The sequence below is a fragment of the Kineococcus aurantiacus genome, from assembly GCF_013409345.1.
Lineage (GTDB): Bacteria > Actinomycetota > Actinomycetes > Actinomycetales > Kineococcaceae > Kineococcus > Kineococcus aurantiacus.
Window position 1 is genome coordinate 2,461,900 of the sequence record NZ_JACCBB010000001.1, and the last position, 14,998, is coordinate 2,476,897.

At 75.1% G+C, this 14,998-nt stretch carries 16 protein-coding genes; 13 read left to right on the plus strand and 3 right to left on the minus strand.

The window, feature by feature from the left end:
- Positions 1 to 33 precede the first annotated feature (33 nt).
- Entirely contained in the window at positions 34 to 795 is a 762-nt protein-coding gene (locus BJ968_RS11950) for an IclR family transcriptional regulator domain-containing protein (RefSeq protein WP_179752099.1), read from the minus strand.
- 72 nt (positions 796 to 867) lie between these two features.
- Here BJ968_RS11950 and hutH point away from each other — a divergent pair, with 72 nt between their 5' ends.
- The 10 genes from hutH to BJ968_RS12000 all read left to right on the plus strand — a co-directional run bounded on the left by hutH (position 868) and on the right by BJ968_RS12000 (position 10,449).
- Complete coding sequence (gene hutH, locus BJ968_RS11955; RefSeq protein ID WP_179752101.1) at positions 868 to 2,412, plus strand: histidine ammonia-lyase; 1,545 nt, start codon at positions 868 to 870, stop codon at positions 2,410 to 2,412.
- Between the two features lie 13 nt (positions 2,413 to 2,425).
- Complete coding sequence (hutU, locus tag BJ968_RS11960; protein ID WP_179752103.1) at positions 2,426 to 4,093, plus strand: urocanate hydratase; 1,668 nt, start codon at positions 2,426 to 2,428, stop codon at positions 4,091 to 4,093.
- Positions 4,090 to 5,391 carry a formimidoylglutamate deiminase gene (locus tag BJ968_RS11965; RefSeq protein WP_343077984.1) on the plus strand — a complete coding sequence of 434 codons (1,302 nt, stop codon included), beginning with the start codon at positions 4,090 to 4,092 and terminating at the stop codon, positions 5,389 to 5,391. Before hutU ends, BJ968_RS11965 begins: the two co-directional genes overlap by 4 nt.
- Positions 5,388 to 6,530, plus strand: a complete 1,143-nt coding sequence (gene hutI / locus BJ968_RS11970) for an imidazolonepropionase (protein ID WP_179752107.1) — start codon at positions 5,388 to 5,390, stop codon at positions 6,528 to 6,530. The genes BJ968_RS11965 and hutI overlap by 4 nt, the downstream gene beginning before the upstream one ends.
- A gap of 363 nt (positions 6,531 to 6,893) precedes the next feature.
- Positions 6,894 to 7,133 carry a hypothetical protein gene (locus BJ968_RS11975; protein WP_179752109.1) on the plus strand — a complete coding sequence of 80 codons (240 nt, stop codon included), beginning with the start codon at positions 6,894 to 6,896 and terminating at the stop codon, positions 7,131 to 7,133.
- Between the two features lie 53 nt (positions 7,134 to 7,186).
- Positions 7,187 to 8,098, plus strand: a complete 912-nt coding sequence (locus BJ968_RS11980; RefSeq protein ID WP_179752111.1) for a Cof-type HAD-IIB family hydrolase — start codon at positions 7,187 to 7,189, stop codon at positions 8,096 to 8,098.
- A 1-nt stretch (position 8,099) separates the two neighbouring features.
- The gene (locus BJ968_RS11985) at positions 8,100 to 8,912 is read left to right on the plus strand and encodes a thymidylate synthase (protein WP_179752114.1); all 813 of its coding nucleotides are present in this window, start codon (positions 8,100 to 8,102) and stop codon (positions 8,910 to 8,912) included.
- Positions 8,909 to 9,391, plus strand: a complete 483-nt coding sequence (locus BJ968_RS11990) for a dihydrofolate reductase (RefSeq protein WP_179752117.1) — start codon at positions 8,909 to 8,911, stop codon at positions 9,389 to 9,391. Before BJ968_RS11985 ends, BJ968_RS11990 begins: the two co-directional genes overlap by 4 nt.
- Before the next feature lie 73 nt (positions 9,392 to 9,464).
- Complete coding sequence (locus BJ968_RS11995; protein WP_179752119.1) at positions 9,465 to 9,644, plus strand: hypothetical protein; 180 nt, start codon at positions 9,465 to 9,467, stop codon at positions 9,642 to 9,644.
- 28 nt (positions 9,645 to 9,672) lie between these two features.
- Positions 9,673 to 10,449 (plus strand): DsbA family oxidoreductase, encoded by a 777-nt coding sequence (locus BJ968_RS12000; protein WP_425491493.1) that lies wholly within the window; start codon positions 9,673 to 9,675, stop codon positions 10,447 to 10,449.
- Positions 10,450 to 10,529: 80 nt separating this feature from the next.
- Here BJ968_RS12000 and BJ968_RS12005 read toward each other — a convergent pair whose 3' ends face one another.
- Together BJ968_RS12005 and BJ968_RS12010 are read right to left on the minus strand one after the other, a co-directional pair.
- The gene (locus BJ968_RS12005; RefSeq protein WP_179752124.1) at positions 10,530 to 11,108 is read right to left on the minus strand and encodes a TerD family protein; all 579 of its coding nucleotides are present in this window, start codon (positions 11,106 to 11,108) and stop codon (positions 10,530 to 10,532) included.
- Positions 11,109 to 11,117: 9 nt separating this feature from the next.
- Positions 11,118 to 11,726 (minus strand): TetR/AcrR family transcriptional regulator C-terminal ligand-binding domain-containing protein, encoded by a 609-nt coding sequence (locus BJ968_RS12010; protein ID WP_179752126.1) that lies wholly within the window; start codon positions 11,724 to 11,726, stop codon positions 11,118 to 11,120.
- Positions 11,727 to 11,813: 87 nt separating this feature from the next.
- Between BJ968_RS12010 and BJ968_RS12015 the strand changes: the two genes are divergently transcribed.
- The 3 genes from BJ968_RS12015 (at position 11,814) to BJ968_RS12025 (ending at position 14,920) form a co-directional block, all read left to right on the plus strand.
- A complete protein-coding gene (locus BJ968_RS12015) occupies positions 11,814 to 13,061 on the plus strand; it encodes an MFS transporter (RefSeq protein WP_179752128.1) in 1,248 nt (415 codons plus the stop codon).
- Between the two features lie 37 nt (positions 13,062 to 13,098).
- Positions 13,099 to 13,341, plus strand: a complete 243-nt coding sequence (locus BJ968_RS12020; protein ID WP_179752130.1) for a hypothetical protein — start codon at positions 13,099 to 13,101, stop codon at positions 13,339 to 13,341.
- Between the two features lie 88 nt (positions 13,342 to 13,429).
- Positions 13,430 to 14,920 carry an amino acid permease gene (locus BJ968_RS12025; protein WP_179752132.1) on the plus strand — a complete coding sequence of 497 codons (1,491 nt, stop codon included), beginning with the start codon at positions 13,430 to 13,432 and terminating at the stop codon, positions 14,918 to 14,920.
- The last annotated feature ends 78 nt before the right edge of the window (positions 14,921 to 14,998 follow it).

Below are 14,998 nucleotides of genomic sequence, written 5' to 3' on the forward strand. Positions count from 1 at the left end.
ACCCGTGAGCTCCTGGCGGACGCCGCCGGGAGCTCACACCCCGAACAGCCTCCTGCGCAGCTCCCCGGCGTGCCGCCGCACCGCCTCCGCCAGCTCCGCGCGCCGTCCCCCGTCCACGGCCGCCGCCTCGAACGTCACCGCCAGGCTCGTCACCGGCCACCCGCCGCGGTCGCGCACCGCGACCGCCACCGACGCGAACCCCGGCGTGATCTCCCCGTCCTCCACGGCGTACCCGCGCGCCCGCGTCCGCACCAGCTCCGTCCGCAGCTCCCGCGACGACATCTGGACCCCGCGCGCCGTGAGCGCGGCGGGGGAGGGGAACAGCGCCCGCACCTGCTCCGCCGGCAGGGCGGCCAGCAGCGCCCGCCCGCTCGCCGTCAGCTGCGAGGGCAGCCGCACCCCCACGTCCGTGACCAGCGCCGGCCGCCGCGGCGCCCGCTCCTCCACGAGGTACACGACCTCGCTGCCCACGAGGACGGCCAGGTGCGCGCTCTCCCCGACCCGGTCCACCAGCGTCGCCAGCACCGGCCGGCCCAGCCGCGTCACCGGTTCCTGCCGCACGTACCCCGAGCTCAGCTCGAACGCCGCCAGGCCCAGCCCGTACCGCCGGGCCTCGGGGAAGTGCAGGACGAACCCCTGCGCGACCAGTTCGGCCAGCAGCCGGTAGACGCTGGACCGGGGCAGGCCCAGGGACCGCGCGAGCGTCGCCGCCGCCACCGGCCCCTGCTGCGCCGCCATGAACGACAGGATCCGCAGCGCCGCCCCGACGGTCGGGGCCCCGGGGGAGGTGACCACGGGGTGAAGTGTCCAGCACCCTGGACACCGACGCCGCGCCGGGCGCTGACGGGGGCGCCGCGGCGCGGTGGGATGGGGGACGTGAAGAACGTCCTCGTCTCCTCCGGCCCGGTCACCGTCGCCGACGTCGTCGCCGTCGCCCGGCACGGCGCCCACGTCGACCTCGACCCCGCCGCGCTGGCCGCCGTCGAGGAGTCCCGCGCCCGCGTCGAGGCCCTCGCCGGCGACGCCGAACCCCACTACGGCATCTCGACGGGTTTCGGGGCCCTGGCCACCCGGCACATCCCCGCCGACCAGCGCACCCAGCTGCAGCGCAGCCTCGTCCGCTCCCACGCCGCCGGCTCCGGCGCCGAGGTCGAGACCGAGGTCGTGCGCGCCACGATGCTGCTGCGGCTGTCGACGCTGATGACCGGCCGCACCGGCGTGCGCGCGCAGACCGCCCGGGCGTACGCCGACCTGCTCAACGCCCACCTCACGCCCGTCGTCACCGAGCACGGTTCCCTGGGCTGCTCCGGCGACCTCGCGCCGCTGGCCCACTGCGCGCTCGCCGTGATGGGCGAGGGCGTCGTCCGCACCGCCGCCGGGGAACTCCTCGACGCCGGGACCGCCCTGGCGCGGCACGGCCTCGAACCCGTCGTCCTGGCCGAGAAGGAGGGCCTGGCCCTCATCAACGGCACCGACGGCATGCTCGGCCAGCTCGCCCTCGCGCTGGACACCCTGGACACCCTCTTCGCCACCGCCGACCTCGCCGCCGCCCTGTCCGTCGAGGCCCTCCTGGGCACCGACGCCGTCTTCGCCGACGACCTGCAGGCCCTGCGCCCGCAGCCGGGCCAGCGCGTCTCCGCCGGGAACGTCCGCCGGGCCCTCGCCGGCTCCCCGGTCGTCGCCAGCCACAAGGGCCCGGGGTGCACGCGCGTGCAGGACGCCTACTCGCTGCGCTGCGCCCCGCAGGTCCACGGCGCCGGCCGCGACACCGCCGCGCACGCCCGCGCGGTGGCCGAGCGGGAACTGGCCGCCGCCGTCGACAACCCCGTCGTGACCTCCGACGGCCGCGTGGAGTCCAACGGGAACTTCCACGGCGCGCCCGTGGCCTACGTCCTGGACTTCCTGGCCATCGCCGTCGCGGACCTGGCGAGCATCTCCGAGCGCCGCACCGACCGGTTCCTGGACCCGGCCCGCAACCACGGCCTGCCCGCCTTCCTCGCCCACGACGCGGGCGTCGACTCGGGGCTGATGATCGCGCAGTACACCGCGGCGGGGATCGTCTCCGACCTCAAGCGCCTCGCCGTCCCCGCCAGCGTCGACTCCATCCCGAGCTCGGCCATGCAGGAGGACCACGTCTCGATGGGCTGGGCCGGGGCGCGCAAGCTGCGCCGGGCCCTCGACGGCCTGACCCGGGTCCTGGCGATCGAGGTCCTCACCGCCACCCGTGCCCTGGACCTGCGCGCACCCCTGGTGCCGGGCCCGGCGACCTCTGCGATCCTGCGGACCGTCCGCACCGTCGTCGCCGGTCCCGGGCCCGACCGGTTCCTGTCCCCGGAGATCGAGGCCGTCGTGGCCCTGGTCGCCTCGGGGGACGTCCTGAACGCCGCCCGTTCCGTCACCGAGATCGACTGAGGGAGTCCCGCCGATGTCCGGAGTTTCCCACGGGCCCAGGCCCGTCCGCGCCCACCGCGGCACCGAGCTGCACGCGAGGAGCTGGCAGACCGAGGCCCCGCTGCGGATGCTCATGAACAACCTCGACCCCGAGGTCGCCGAGCGTCCCGACGACCTCGTCGTCTACGGCGGCACGGGGAAGGCCGCCCGCTCGTGGGAGGCGTACGACGCGATCGTGCGCACCCTGGAGACGCTGGAGGACGACGAGACGCTGCTGGTGCAGTCCGGCAAACCCGTCGGGGTGTTCCGCACCCACGCGTGGGCGCCGCGCGTCCTCATCGCGAACTCCAACCTCGTGGGGGACTGGGCCACCTGGCCGGAGTTCCGCCGCCTGGAGGTCCTGGGCCTGACGATGTACGGGCAGATGACCGCCGGGTCGTGGATCTACATCGGCACCCAGGGCATCCTGCAGGGCACCTACGAGACGTTCGCCGCCGTGGCCGACAAGAAGTTCGGCGGGACCCTGGCCGGGACCATCACCCTCACCGGCGGCGCGGGCGGCATGGGCGGCGCGCAGCCGCTGGCCGTGACGCTCAACGAGGGCGCCGTGATCGTCGTCGACGTCGACCGGGCCCGGCTGCAGCGCCGCGTCGACCACGGGTACCTCGACGAGCTGGCCGACGACCTCGACGACGCCCTGGCCCGCGTCGTCGCGGCCCGCGACGAGCGGCGCGGCCTGTCGGTCGGTGTCGTCGGCAACGCGGCGACGGTGTTCACCGAACTCCTGGAGCGCGGGGCCCCCGTCGACGTCGTCACCGACCAGACGTCGGCGCACGACCCGCTGAGCTACCTGCCCGAGGGCGTCCCCGTCGAGGAGTGGCACGAGCTCGCCGCGAAGGACCCCGAGGAGTTCACGCGACGTTCGCGGGAGTCCATGGCCAAGCACGTGCAGGCCATGGTCGGGTTCCAGGACGCGGGCGCCGAGGTGTTCGACTACGGCAACTCCATCCGCGAGGAGGCCCGCCTCGGCGGGTACGAGCGCGCGTTCGAGTTCCCCGGGTTCGTCCCGGCCTACATCCGCCCGCAGTTCGCCGAGGGCCGCGGGCCGTTCCGCTGGGCCGCGCTGTCGGGTGACCCGGCGGACATCGCGCGCACCGACCGCGCGATCCTCGAACTCTTCCCCGAGGACGAGAAGCTGCGCCGCTGGATCACCGCCGCGGGCGAGAAGGTCCACTTCGAGGGCCTGCCCGCCCGCATCTGCTGGCTGGGGTACAAGGAACGCCACCTCGCGGGCCTGAAGTTCAACGAGCTCGTCGCCAGCGGCGAGATCTCCGCGCCGATCGTCATCGGCCGCGACCACCTCGACTCCGGGTCGGTGGCCTCGCCGTACCGCGAGACCGAGGCCATGGCCGACGGGTCCGACGCGATCGCCGACTGGCCGCTGCTGAACGCCCTGCTGAACACCGCCTCGGGCGCCACCTGGGTGTCCCTGCACCACGGCGGCGGCGTCGGCATCGGCCGCTCGATCCACGCCGGTCAGGTCACCGTCGCCGACGGCACGGAACTGGCCGCGCAGAAGATCGAGCGGGTCCTGACCAACGACCCCGGCACCGGCGTCATGCGCCACGTCGACGCCGGGTACGACCGCGCCGCCGAGGTCGCCCGCGAGCGCGGGCTGCGCGTCCCCATGTGGGAGTCGTGAACTTCCACGCGCGGTCCGCCTGGCTGGAGGGCCGGGCGGTCGCGGACGTCCGCATCGCCGTGTCGGCGGGCCGCATCACCGCGGTGACCCCCGGGGTCCCCGCCGAACCGGGGGATACCGTCCTGGGGGGCCTGGTGCTCCCGGGGTTCGCGAACGCGCACTCGCACGCGTTCCACCGGGGCCTGCGCGGGCGGACCCACGGCGACGGCGGGACGTTCTGGACGTGGCGGACCGCGATGTACGCCCTCGCCGCGAAGCTCACCCCCGAGGTCTACCGGGAGCTGGCGACGGCCGCGTTCACCGAGATGGTCCTCGCGGGGTTCACGGCGGTGGGGGAGTTCCACTACCTGCACCACCGGCCCGACGGCACCCCCCACGAGGACCCGAACGCCTTCGCCCTCGCGCTGCGCGACGCGGCCCGGACCGCGGGGATCCGGCTGGTCCTGCTCGACGCGCTGTACCTGACGTCCGCGCCGGGTGAGCCGCCGCTGCCCGAGCAGCGCCGGTTCTCCGACGGCACCGCGCAGGCCTGGGCCCGGCGGGTCCGGCAGATCCCCGCCGACGAGTTCTTCCGCGTCGGCGTCGCCGCCCACTCGGTGCGCGCCGTCGGGCCGGCCGACCTCGCCGTCGTCGCCGAGACGGCGTGGGACCTCGGCGCGCCGGTGCACGTCCACCTGTCCGAGCAGCCCGCCGAGAACGAGGCGTGCCGCCGGGCGTACGGGTGCACGCCCACCGAGCTGCTGGACCGCGCGGGTGCCCTGAGCCCCGCGCTGACCGTCGTCCACGCCAACCACGTCACCGACGCCGACGTGGCCCTGCTCGGGGCCCGGCAGGCGTCGGTCGTGGCGTGCCCGACGACGGAGGCCGACCTCGGCGACGGGGTGGGCCGGTACCGCGCGCTGGCCGACGCGGGGTCGGTGCTCGCGCTGGGCACCGACCAGCACGCCGTCGTCGACCCGTTCGCCGAGACCCGCGGCCTGGAGGGCGCCTCCCGGCTGGGGTCGCTGCGCCGGGGCGTGTTCGCCCCGGCCGAGCTCCTCGCGGCCCTGACCACCGGCGGCCACCGCATCCTGGGCCTGGACGGCGGGACGCTGGCCGTCGGCCAGCCCGCCGACCTCGTCGCCGTCCGCACCGACTCGGTCCGCACGGCCGGGTCGGACCCGGCGCAGATCGCGATGACGGCCTCCGCGCAGGACGTGACCGACGTCGTCGTCGCCGGGGAGCCGGTCGTCCGCGCCGGGGTCCACCGGGCCGTCCCCGAGGGACGCCTCGTCGAGGTCCTGGGGAGCTTCGCGTGAGCACCCTCTTCACGGGCATCGCCGAGCTGACGACGAACGACCCGGAGTTCGACGGCGACGACCTCCTGGCCCGGATCACCGACGCGGCCCTGGTGGTCGAGGACGACCGCGTCGTCTGGACCGGCCCCGCCTCCCGGGCCCCCGAGGCCGACGACCGCATCGACGTGTGCGGCCGCGCGGTGCTGCCCGGCTGGGTCGACTCCCACTCCCACCTCGTCTTCGCCGGGGACCGGACGGCCGAGTTCGAGGCGAGGGTGGCCGGGCGGCCCTACGCCGCGGGCGGCATCGCCACGACGGTGGCCGCGACCCGCGCCGCGACCGACGAGCAGCTGCGCCGGGGTCTGCGCCGGCACGTCGCCGAGGCCCGCGCCCAGGGCACGACGACGCTGGAGACGAAGACCGGCTACGGCCTGACGCCCGCCGAGGAGCTGCGCGCCGCGCGGCTCGCGGCGGAGTTCACCGACGAGGTCACCTGGCTGGGCGCGCACATCGTCGCCCCCGGCGCCGACCCCGGCGCCTACCTCGCCGAGCTCGTCGGCCCCCAGCTCGACGCGGTGCTGCCGCACGTCCGCTGGGCCGACGTCTTCTGCGAGACGGGGGCGTTCGACGAGGACGCCTCCCGCGCGGTGCTCCTGGCCGCGCGGGAGAAGGGACTGGGCCTGCGCGTCCACGGCAACCAGCTCACGCAGGGCCCGGGCGTGCGCCTGGCGGTGGAGCTCGGCGCCGCCAGCGTCGACCACTGCAACCACCTGTCCGACGCCGACGTGGAGGCGCTGGCGGGCTCGGGCACCGTCGCCACCGTCCTGCCCGCCTGCGACCTGTCGACGCGCCAGCCCCTCGCGCCCGCGCGCCGGCTGCTCGACGCCGGGGCGACGATCGCCATCGCGAGCAACTGCAACCCCGGCTCCAGCTACACGAGCTCGGTGGCGTTCTGCGTCGCGACGGCCGTCCTGCAGATGGGCCTGACCGTCGCCGAGGCCGTCCACGCGGCGACCTCCGGCGGGGCCCGGGCGCTGCGCCGCACCGACGTGGGCCGCCTCACGGTCGGCGCGAAGGCCCACCTGCACGTCCTGGACGCCCCCTCGGTCACCCACCTCGCCTACCGCCCCGGCGTCCCCCTGACCCACTCCGTCCACTGACTCCCCGACGGAACCACCGCGAGGTCGCGCGGGCCCGGCCCGCTGGGCCCCCGCCGCCGCAGACGCCGCACGTTCCGCCGAGCCGGCCGGACCGTCGAGGTCGCCGCCGACGTCGCCGACCTGCTCTCCGCCGCCGGGGGGATCCTGGAGCTCCCGTTCACCGTCGTGCGGGCGGTCGTCGACGCCCTCACCCGAGCCTCGGGGCACCTCGACCGGCGAGCCGTCCGCGCACCGGTCCGGGTGCTGCGCCCGGTGCTCCTCCAGCGTCAGCCCCCCCGCCCGCGTCGGCGCACCCCGGGCCCGGTGCGGGGAGCCACCGCGCCTGCTCTCGCCGACCCCTCCCGCAGCCGCCACCCTGTGGGGGTGACCGACACCGACCACCCCCAGCCGCAGGCGCCCGTCGCGGACCGCGTCACCGCCCTGGCCGGCTACCTCGACCAGCTCCACGCCGTCGCGGCGGGCTCCGACGAGGCCGCCGCGGGCCTGGCCGAGGACCTGCGCGCCGCTGCGCTGACCGACCTGCGCGCCCTCGCCGCCGCCTGCGGCGTCGACTGGGACGGCGTCCTGGCCGAACGCGACCGCCGCTCCGTCGTCGCCGAGTAGCCGCCGGGGCCCGCCACCGCCTCGCACCCTCGCGCGGGTGGCAGGATCGGGGCGTGACGACCGCCCCGCCCTTCGGCCTCCTCCTCGACGTCGACGGGCCGATCGCCAGCCCCGTGACCCGCTCGATCAGCGCCCCCGGCCTCCTGGACAGCCTCCTGGAGCTGCTGGCCGCCGGGATCCCGGTCGTGTTCAACACGGGCCGCTCCGACGCGTTCCTGCGCGAGCAGGTCGTGGGGCCGGTCCTGGCCGCGGGGCTGCCCGCGGCGGCCCGGCTGCACGCGGTCTGCGAGAAGGGGGCGGTGTCCTTCAGCGTCACCGCCGACGGCATCGGCCCGATCGAGGTCGACGAGGACCTGGCCGTCCCCGCCGAGGCCGTGCGGCGGCTGGAGGCCTTGGCCCGCGAGGGCTTCGGCGACGTCCTGTTCGTCGACGAGGGCAAGCGCGCCATGGTCTCCCTGGAGCAGCGCCTCGACGTCGACTCCGCGACCTACCTGGGCCGTCAGCCGGAGTTCGAGAAGGCCGCGCTGCAGGTGTTCGCCGACCTCGACCTCGGCGTCACCTGGAAGGGCGTCAGCGTCCCCGACGCCCACGGCGCCGTCGACTGGCGCATCGACCCCACGATCATCTCCACCGACGTCGAGTCCGTGCTGCTCGGCAAGGACCGCGGCGCCGAGACGGCGCTGCGGTTGCTGGCGCAGGACGGCCCGCTGCCCGCGGCCTGGCGCACGGTCGGCGACTCCCGCACCGACTACGCGATGGCCGACTGGCTGCACGCCCAGGGCCACGTCGTCGCCCACGTCGACGTGCGCCCCGCCGACGGCGTCCCCGCCACCCTCTACCCCGTCCTCGTGCCCCGGCGCACCGTCCACGACGCGGCCGGCGCGGCGTGGCTGGCGCGGCTGGCCGCGGTCGTGCGCGGCGAGGTCGCCGACGACTCGAACTTCGACGCGACCGTGGAGGCCTGAGATGACGACCACCGACCCGCGCGTGGACACCCAGTACGAGGACCTGCTGCGCCACGTCCTGGCCACCGGCACCCCCAAGTCCGACCGCACCGGCACGGGCACCCGCAGCGTCTTCGGCCACCAGCTGCGCTACGACCTGTCGCAGGGCTTCCCGCTGGTCACCACCAAGCGCGTCCACTTCAAGTCCGTCGCCCTCGAGCTGCTGTGGTTCCTGCGCGGGGACGGCAACGTGCGCTGGCTGCAGGAGCGCGGCGTGACGATCTGGGACGAGTGGGCCGACGAGAACGGCGACCTCGGCCCCGTCTACGGCGTCCAGTGGCGGTCCTGGCCCACGCCCGACGGCCGGCACGTCGACCAGGTCGCCGAGGTCCTGCACACCCTGCGGACCGACCCCGACTCCCGGCGCATGGTCGTCTCCGCGTGGAACGTCGCCGACCTCGGCAAGATGGCGCTGGCCCCCTGCCACGCCTTCTTCCAGTTCCACGTCGCCGACGGGAAGCTGTCCTGCCAGCTGTACCAGCGCTCGGCTGACCTGTTCCTGGGCGTGCCGTTCAACATCGCCAGCTACGCGCTGCTCACGACGCTCGTGGCCGCCGAGGTGGGCCTGGAGCCGGGCGACTTCATCTGGACCGGCGGCGACTGCCACGTCTACGACAACCACGTCGAGCAGGTGCGCGAGCAGCTCACCCGCACGCCGTACCCCTTCCCGCGGCTGCAGGTGGCGCGCAAGGGCCTGTTCGACGTCCAGTACGAGGACCTCGAGGTCGTCGGCTACCGGCACCACCCCGCGATCAAGGCTCCCGTGGCGGTGTGATCGGCCTCGTCTGGGCCCAGTCCGCCAACGGGGTCATCGGGGCCGGGGGCCGCATCCCGTGGCGCGTCCCGGAGGACCTGGCCCACTTCTCCCGGCTGACGGCCGGGGCGACCGTCGTCATGGGCCGCGCCACGTGGGAGTCCCTGCCGGCCCGGTTCCGCCCCCTGCCCGGGCGCCGGAACCTCGTGCTGTCCCGCGACGGCGCGTACGAGCCGCCCGGCGCGGAGGTGCTCACCGACCTCGCCGCCGCCCTGGCCGTCCCCGGGGACGTGTGGGTGGTCGGCGGAAGCGCCGTCTACGAGGCGGCGCTCCCGGTCGCCGACGTTCTCGTGGTGACCGAGGTGGACCTGGTGGTCGACGGGGACGCGCGCGCGCCGCGGGTGGGCCCGCCGTGGCGGCCGGTGGAGACGGGGCCGTGGACGACCTCGACGGCGGGGCCGCGGTTCCGGGTCGTCACCCACCGGCGCGGTGACGTCTAGCGCGGACGCGCCCGGCGTGCCACCGTTGGTCATCGAGCCCCCGCGGGAGGGCTCCCGGCCGAAAGGGGCCCCGATGACCCTTCTCGTCTCGTTCGCGGTGATCGTCCTGGTGGCCGCCCTGGTGGGCCGCTCCTGCGCGCGGGCCAAACCGGGTGACCGTCCCGGTGCGGCGAACCGCACGATCTCCCTGGACTCCCACCACTCCGGCTGGAGCCACGCGCGCAGCCACGACTCCAGCAGCGGCGGGGACTGACCCCGACCCCTGACCCTGAACCCGAGGCGTGCGGCCGTCCGGGTGGCGCCGGAACAGGCGGGCCGGGACGGCGGTTGCCGCCGGGGTGAAGGTGGAGATCTGGTCCGACGTCGTCTGCCCGTGGTGCTACATCGGCAAGCGCCGGTTCGAGAGCGCGTTGCGCGACTTCGAGCACGCCGACGACGTCGAGGTGGTGTGGCGGTCGTTCGAGCTGGACCCGACGGCGGTGTCGGTGACCGAGCGGGCCGCGGGCCCCAGCGACGCCCACGCGCGCCGGCTCGCGGCGAAGTTCGGCCGGCCGGTGCAGGAGGTCCAGCGGATGGTGGCCCACGTCGACGAGACGGCGGCCGCGGAGGGGCTGGAGTTCCACCAGGACGTGTCGGTCCCGGCGAACACCGTCGCCGCGCACCAGCTCCTGCACCTGGCGGGTGAGCGCGGGGTCCAGGGCGCGGTGAAGGAGCGCCTCCTGCGGGCGCACTTCACCGAGGGCGAGCCGCTGGGCGACGTGGACACGCTCGTGCGGCTGGCCGCCGAGGCGGGGCTGGACGCCGACGAGGCGCGCGCGGTCCTGGCCGAGGACCGCTACCTGGCCGACGTGCGCGCGGACGTCGCCGAGGCGTCGGCGCTGGGCGCGCGCGGGGTGCCGTTCTTCGTCGTGGACCGCAGGTACGGGGTCTCCGGCGCGCAGCCGGCGGAGCAGTTCCTGCAGGTGCTGCAGCGGGCGTGGGCCGAGTCCCGCCCGCTCACCCTCGTCGGGGACGGGTCCGCCGACGGCGCGTGCGGCCCGGACGGCTGCGCGATCTGACCCCCGGCGCCGGGAGGGGTCCGGATCGTTGTGACAACGCTCGCGGTGATCGGCAGCGTTGTCACAACGATCGCGCTCCCTCAGGCGACGTCCACCCCGAAGTCCTGCGCGATCCCCCGCAGCCCCGAGGCGTACCCCTGCCCGACGGCGCGGAACTTCCACTCCCCGCTGTGGCGGTACAGCTCCCCGAACACCATGGCCGTCTCGGTGGAGGCGTCCTCGGACAGGTCGTAGCGGACGACCTCGCTGCCGTCGACGCGGTTGACGAGCCGGATGAAGGCGTTGACGACCTGCCCGAAGCTCTGCCGGCGCGCTTCGGCGTCGTGGATGGAGACGGCGAAGACGATCTTCTCGACCTGCGCGGGCACCGACAGCAGGTCGACCTCGATGCTCTCGTCGTCGCCCTCGCCCTCCCCGGTGCGGTTGTCGCCGGTGTGCCGGACGGAGCCCTCGGGGCTGGCGAGCTGGTTGTAGAACACGAAGTGCGCGTCGGACAGGACCTTGCCGCCCGCGCCGAGCAGGAGGGCGCTGGCGTCGAGGTCGAAGTCGAGGCCGGTGGTGGTGCGCACGTCCCAGCCGAGGCCGACGAGCGCTTCGGTGAGGTTCGGGGCCACCTTGGCCAGCGAGACGTTTCCACCCTTGGCGAGAGTCACACCCATGGCCAGAACCTAGCCGAGGGCGCTGGGAGCGGCCTGGGCGGTGGCGGGGGCGACGAGGCGTTCGACGAGCAGTTCGACGAGGACGTCGACGGAGGGGGCGGGCAGGCCGAACAGGGCCCGGAAGTAGACGGGGGCGACGAGGTGGTCCAGCACCCGGGTGGTGGTGGGCGCCTCCTCCCCGCGCCGGGCGGCGGCGGCGACGATGGCCTCGGCCTGGGTGCTGCGGCCCACGAGGCAGGCCGAGCAGGCGGACTCGAACCCCGCGGGGGCGCCGGGGTCGGCGGGCCCGGCGGCGACGGCGGCCCGCAGCAGGGCCAGTTCCTCGGGGCGGGCGGCCTCGGCGACGAGGGCGGTGCCCCAGGCGTGCAGGTCCCCGCGCAGGGACCCGGTGTCGGGGACGTCGCCGCTGGTGCCGAAGCGGACGAGGGCGGTGTCGGCGAGCAGGGCGCCGACGTCGCCCCAGCGCCGGTAGACGCTGGTGGCGTTGACGCCGGCGCGGGCGGCGACCTGGGGGATGGTCAGGGGGTCGCCCTCGGCGAGCAGTTCCACGACGGCGCGGTGGACCGCGGCCGTGACCTTCGCGCTGCGTCCGCCCGGACGCGCCATCGTCGGCGTCATGGCCCCACCTTAACGCAATCCGCGTTGCGTTAACGAGGGCGCCGGAGTAGTTTCCTGGAGACACCTCCCCGAACTCCTGGAGCGCACGTGTCCCCCAGACCGGGAACCCGCACGGGTTTCACCCTCATCACCCTCACCCTCGGGGTGCTCGTCGCGGCGAGCTCGGCCCCCTCGCCGATCTTCCCCGTCTACGAGGAGCTGTGGGGCGCCGGACCGGCGGCCGTCACGGTCGTCTTCGCCGTCTACGCCGCCGTCCTGCTCGTCGCGCTGCTCACCGTGGGCTCCCTGTCGGACCACCTCGGCCGCCGCCGCGTCGTCCTCGCCGCCCTCGTCGGGGTCATCGCCTCCATGCTGGTGTTCTCCCAGGCCGGCGACGTCACCACCCTCGTCCTCGGCCGCGCCCTGCAGGGCTTCTCCACCGGCACCGCCATCGGCGCCCTCGGCGCCTGGCTGCTGGACCTGGCCGGTCCCACCCGCGCCCCGCTGGCCCAGCTCGTCAACGGCGCCACCCCGCCCGTGGGCCTCATGGCCGGCGGCCTGGGCTCCGGGCTGCTCGTCCAGTTCGGCCCGGCCCCCACCGAGCTGACCTACCTCGTGCTGGCCGTCCTGCTCGCCGGCGCGTTCGTCGCCGTCTGGTGCACCCCCGACGTCGTCGCCCCCGTCCCCGGGGCGCTGCGCTCGCTCAAACCCGTCGTGCGCCTGCCCGCCGCCTCCCGCCGCGCCTTCACCACCGCCCTGCCCGGCTTCCTCGGCAGCTGGGGCCTGGGCGGGCTGTGCATGGGCCTGGGGCCCTCCGTCGTCGCCGGGGTCCTCGGCCTGACCAACCACGTCGCCGGCGGTCTCGTCGTCGCCTCCGTCGCCGGGGTCGGCGCCCTGACCGGCCTCCTCACCCGCCACCACGCCCCCGACCGGGTCGTCGCCCTCGGCATGGGCGGGCTCGTCGTCGGGCCCCTGGTCATGACCCTGGGCCTGAACCTCACCTCCGTCGCGGTGTTCTTCGCCGGGGCCCTGCTGTCCGGCGTCGGCTTCGGGGCCGGTTTCCAGGGCGCGCTGCGCGCCGTCCTGGGCACCGCCCCCGCCCACGAGCGCGCCGGGGTCCTGTCGGCCGTCTACGTCGTCAGCTACCTGGCGTTCGGGCTGCCGGCCGTCGTCGCCGGGTTCCTCGCCCCGCACCTGGGGCTGCGCGCGGTCGTCGACGGCTACGCCGCCCTCGTCGTGCTGGCCGGGGTCGCCGGGCTCGTCCTGGTCACCCGCGCGCGCCGCTCCACCGGCACCGTCCCCACCCAGGCCCGCCGCGCCGTCCCCGGCGCCCGCCCGGCGCAGGACCGCGCCTGACGTCAAGGTCGCGTCCCGGTCTGCCGATCACCGGGACGTGACCCTCCACCCCGGTCAGCGCATCGCCTTCAGCGGCCACTTCCTCGCCCCGCGGGCCGACCTCGTCGTCCGCGCGCAGCGGGCCGGCCTGCGCGTCGAGGCCGCCGTCACCGACCGCACCGACGTCCTGATCGCCAACGACGCCGGGTCCGGGGAGGCCGCCGTGCGCGCCGCCCTGGCCCACGGGACCCCGATCGTCGACGAGTACACCTTCGACGCGCTGCTCGCCGTCACCGCCTGAGCACGGCCCGTGCGGCGCGCCGGGCGTGCGGCGCGGAGTCGGAAGTGGTTGCCTTCCCCGATCCAGTCCGTCACGGGAAGGGAACCGCATGCCAGTCGACGACCAGGGGAGCGGGACGGCGCAAGCCACCGTCCAGCGCGACTTCTCCCACGAGGACGGCGGGCTCCACAAGAGCCTGAAGAACCGCCAGCTCCAGATGATCGCCATCGGCGGTGCCATCGGCACCGGCCTGTTCCTGGGCGCGGGGGGACGCCTGTCCACCGCCGGCCCGGGCCTGTTCATCGTGTACGGCGTCTGCGGCTTCTTCGTCTTCCTCATGCTGCGGGCGCTGGGTGAGCTGGTCCTGCACCGCCCCTCCTCGGGCTCCTTCGTCTCCTACGCCCGGGAGTTCTACGGGGAGAAGGCCGCCTTCGTGGCCGGCTGGATGTACTGGTTCAACTGGGCGATGACGGCCATCGTCGACATCACCGCCATCGCCCTCTACCTGCACTACTGGAGCGCCTTCAGCTCCGCCCCGCAGTGGCTGCTGGCGCTCGCCGCCCTCGTCGTGGTCCTGGGCCTCAACCTCGTCTCGGTGAAGATCTTCGGCGAGATGGAGTTCTGGTTCGCCCTCATCAAGGTCGTCGCGCTCACCGCGTTCCTGGTGATCGGCGTCGTCTTCCTCGCCGGCCGCTTCCCCGTCGAGGGGCAGACCACGGGCCTGAGCGTCGTCCGCGACAGCGGCGGCTGGTTCCCCACCGGGGCCGTCCCGCTCGTCGTGGTGATCTCCGGGGTCGTCTTCGCCTACGCCGCGGTCGAGCTCGTCGGCACCGCCGCCGGGGAGACCGAGAACCCCGAGAAGATCATGCCGCGGGCCATCAACACCGTCATCGTCCGCATCGTCGTCTTCTACTGCGGGTCCCTCGTCCTGCTCGCGCTGCTGCTGCCGTACACCGCCTACAGCGCCGACGAGAGCCCCTTCGTGACGTTCTTCTCCAAGATCGGCGTCCCGGGCGCCGGCGACGTCATGAACTTCGTCGTCCTCACCTCGGCGCTGTCCAGCCTCAACGCGGGCCTGTACTCCACGGGCCGCATCGTCCGCTCGATGGCCATGAACGGCTCGGCCCCGCGCTTCGCCGCCAAGCTCAACGGCGGCGGCGTGCCCTTCGGGGGCATCGCCATCACCGGCGCCGTCGCGGTCCTGGGCGTCGTCCTGAACTACGTCGCCCCCGGGCGGGCCTTCGAGATCGTCCTGAACGCCTCGGCCCTGGGCATCATCGCCAGCTGGGGCACGATCGTGCTGTGCCAGCTGAAGCTGCACAAGTGGGCGAAGGCCGGGATCGTCCAGCGCCCGCACTACCGGATGTTCGGCGCCCCGTACACCGGCTACCTCGTCCTGGCCTTCCTCGTCGCCGTCCTGGCGATCATGGCCTACGACTCCGAGAGCCGCCCCACGGTCTACGCCCTCGGCGTCATCGTGCCGCTGCTCGTCCTGGGCTGGTTCGCCGTCCGCAAGCGCGTCCTGGCCGCCGCCGAGGAACGCGCCGGCTACACCGGGGAGTTCCCCGTCAAGGCCGACCGCCCCCACCGGCGGGACTGAGACCCGGATCGGACGAGACGCCGCCGCCCCCTTCGCCCTAGGGTTGAAGGCGACGGCGGCGTCTCGCCGCGTCACGCC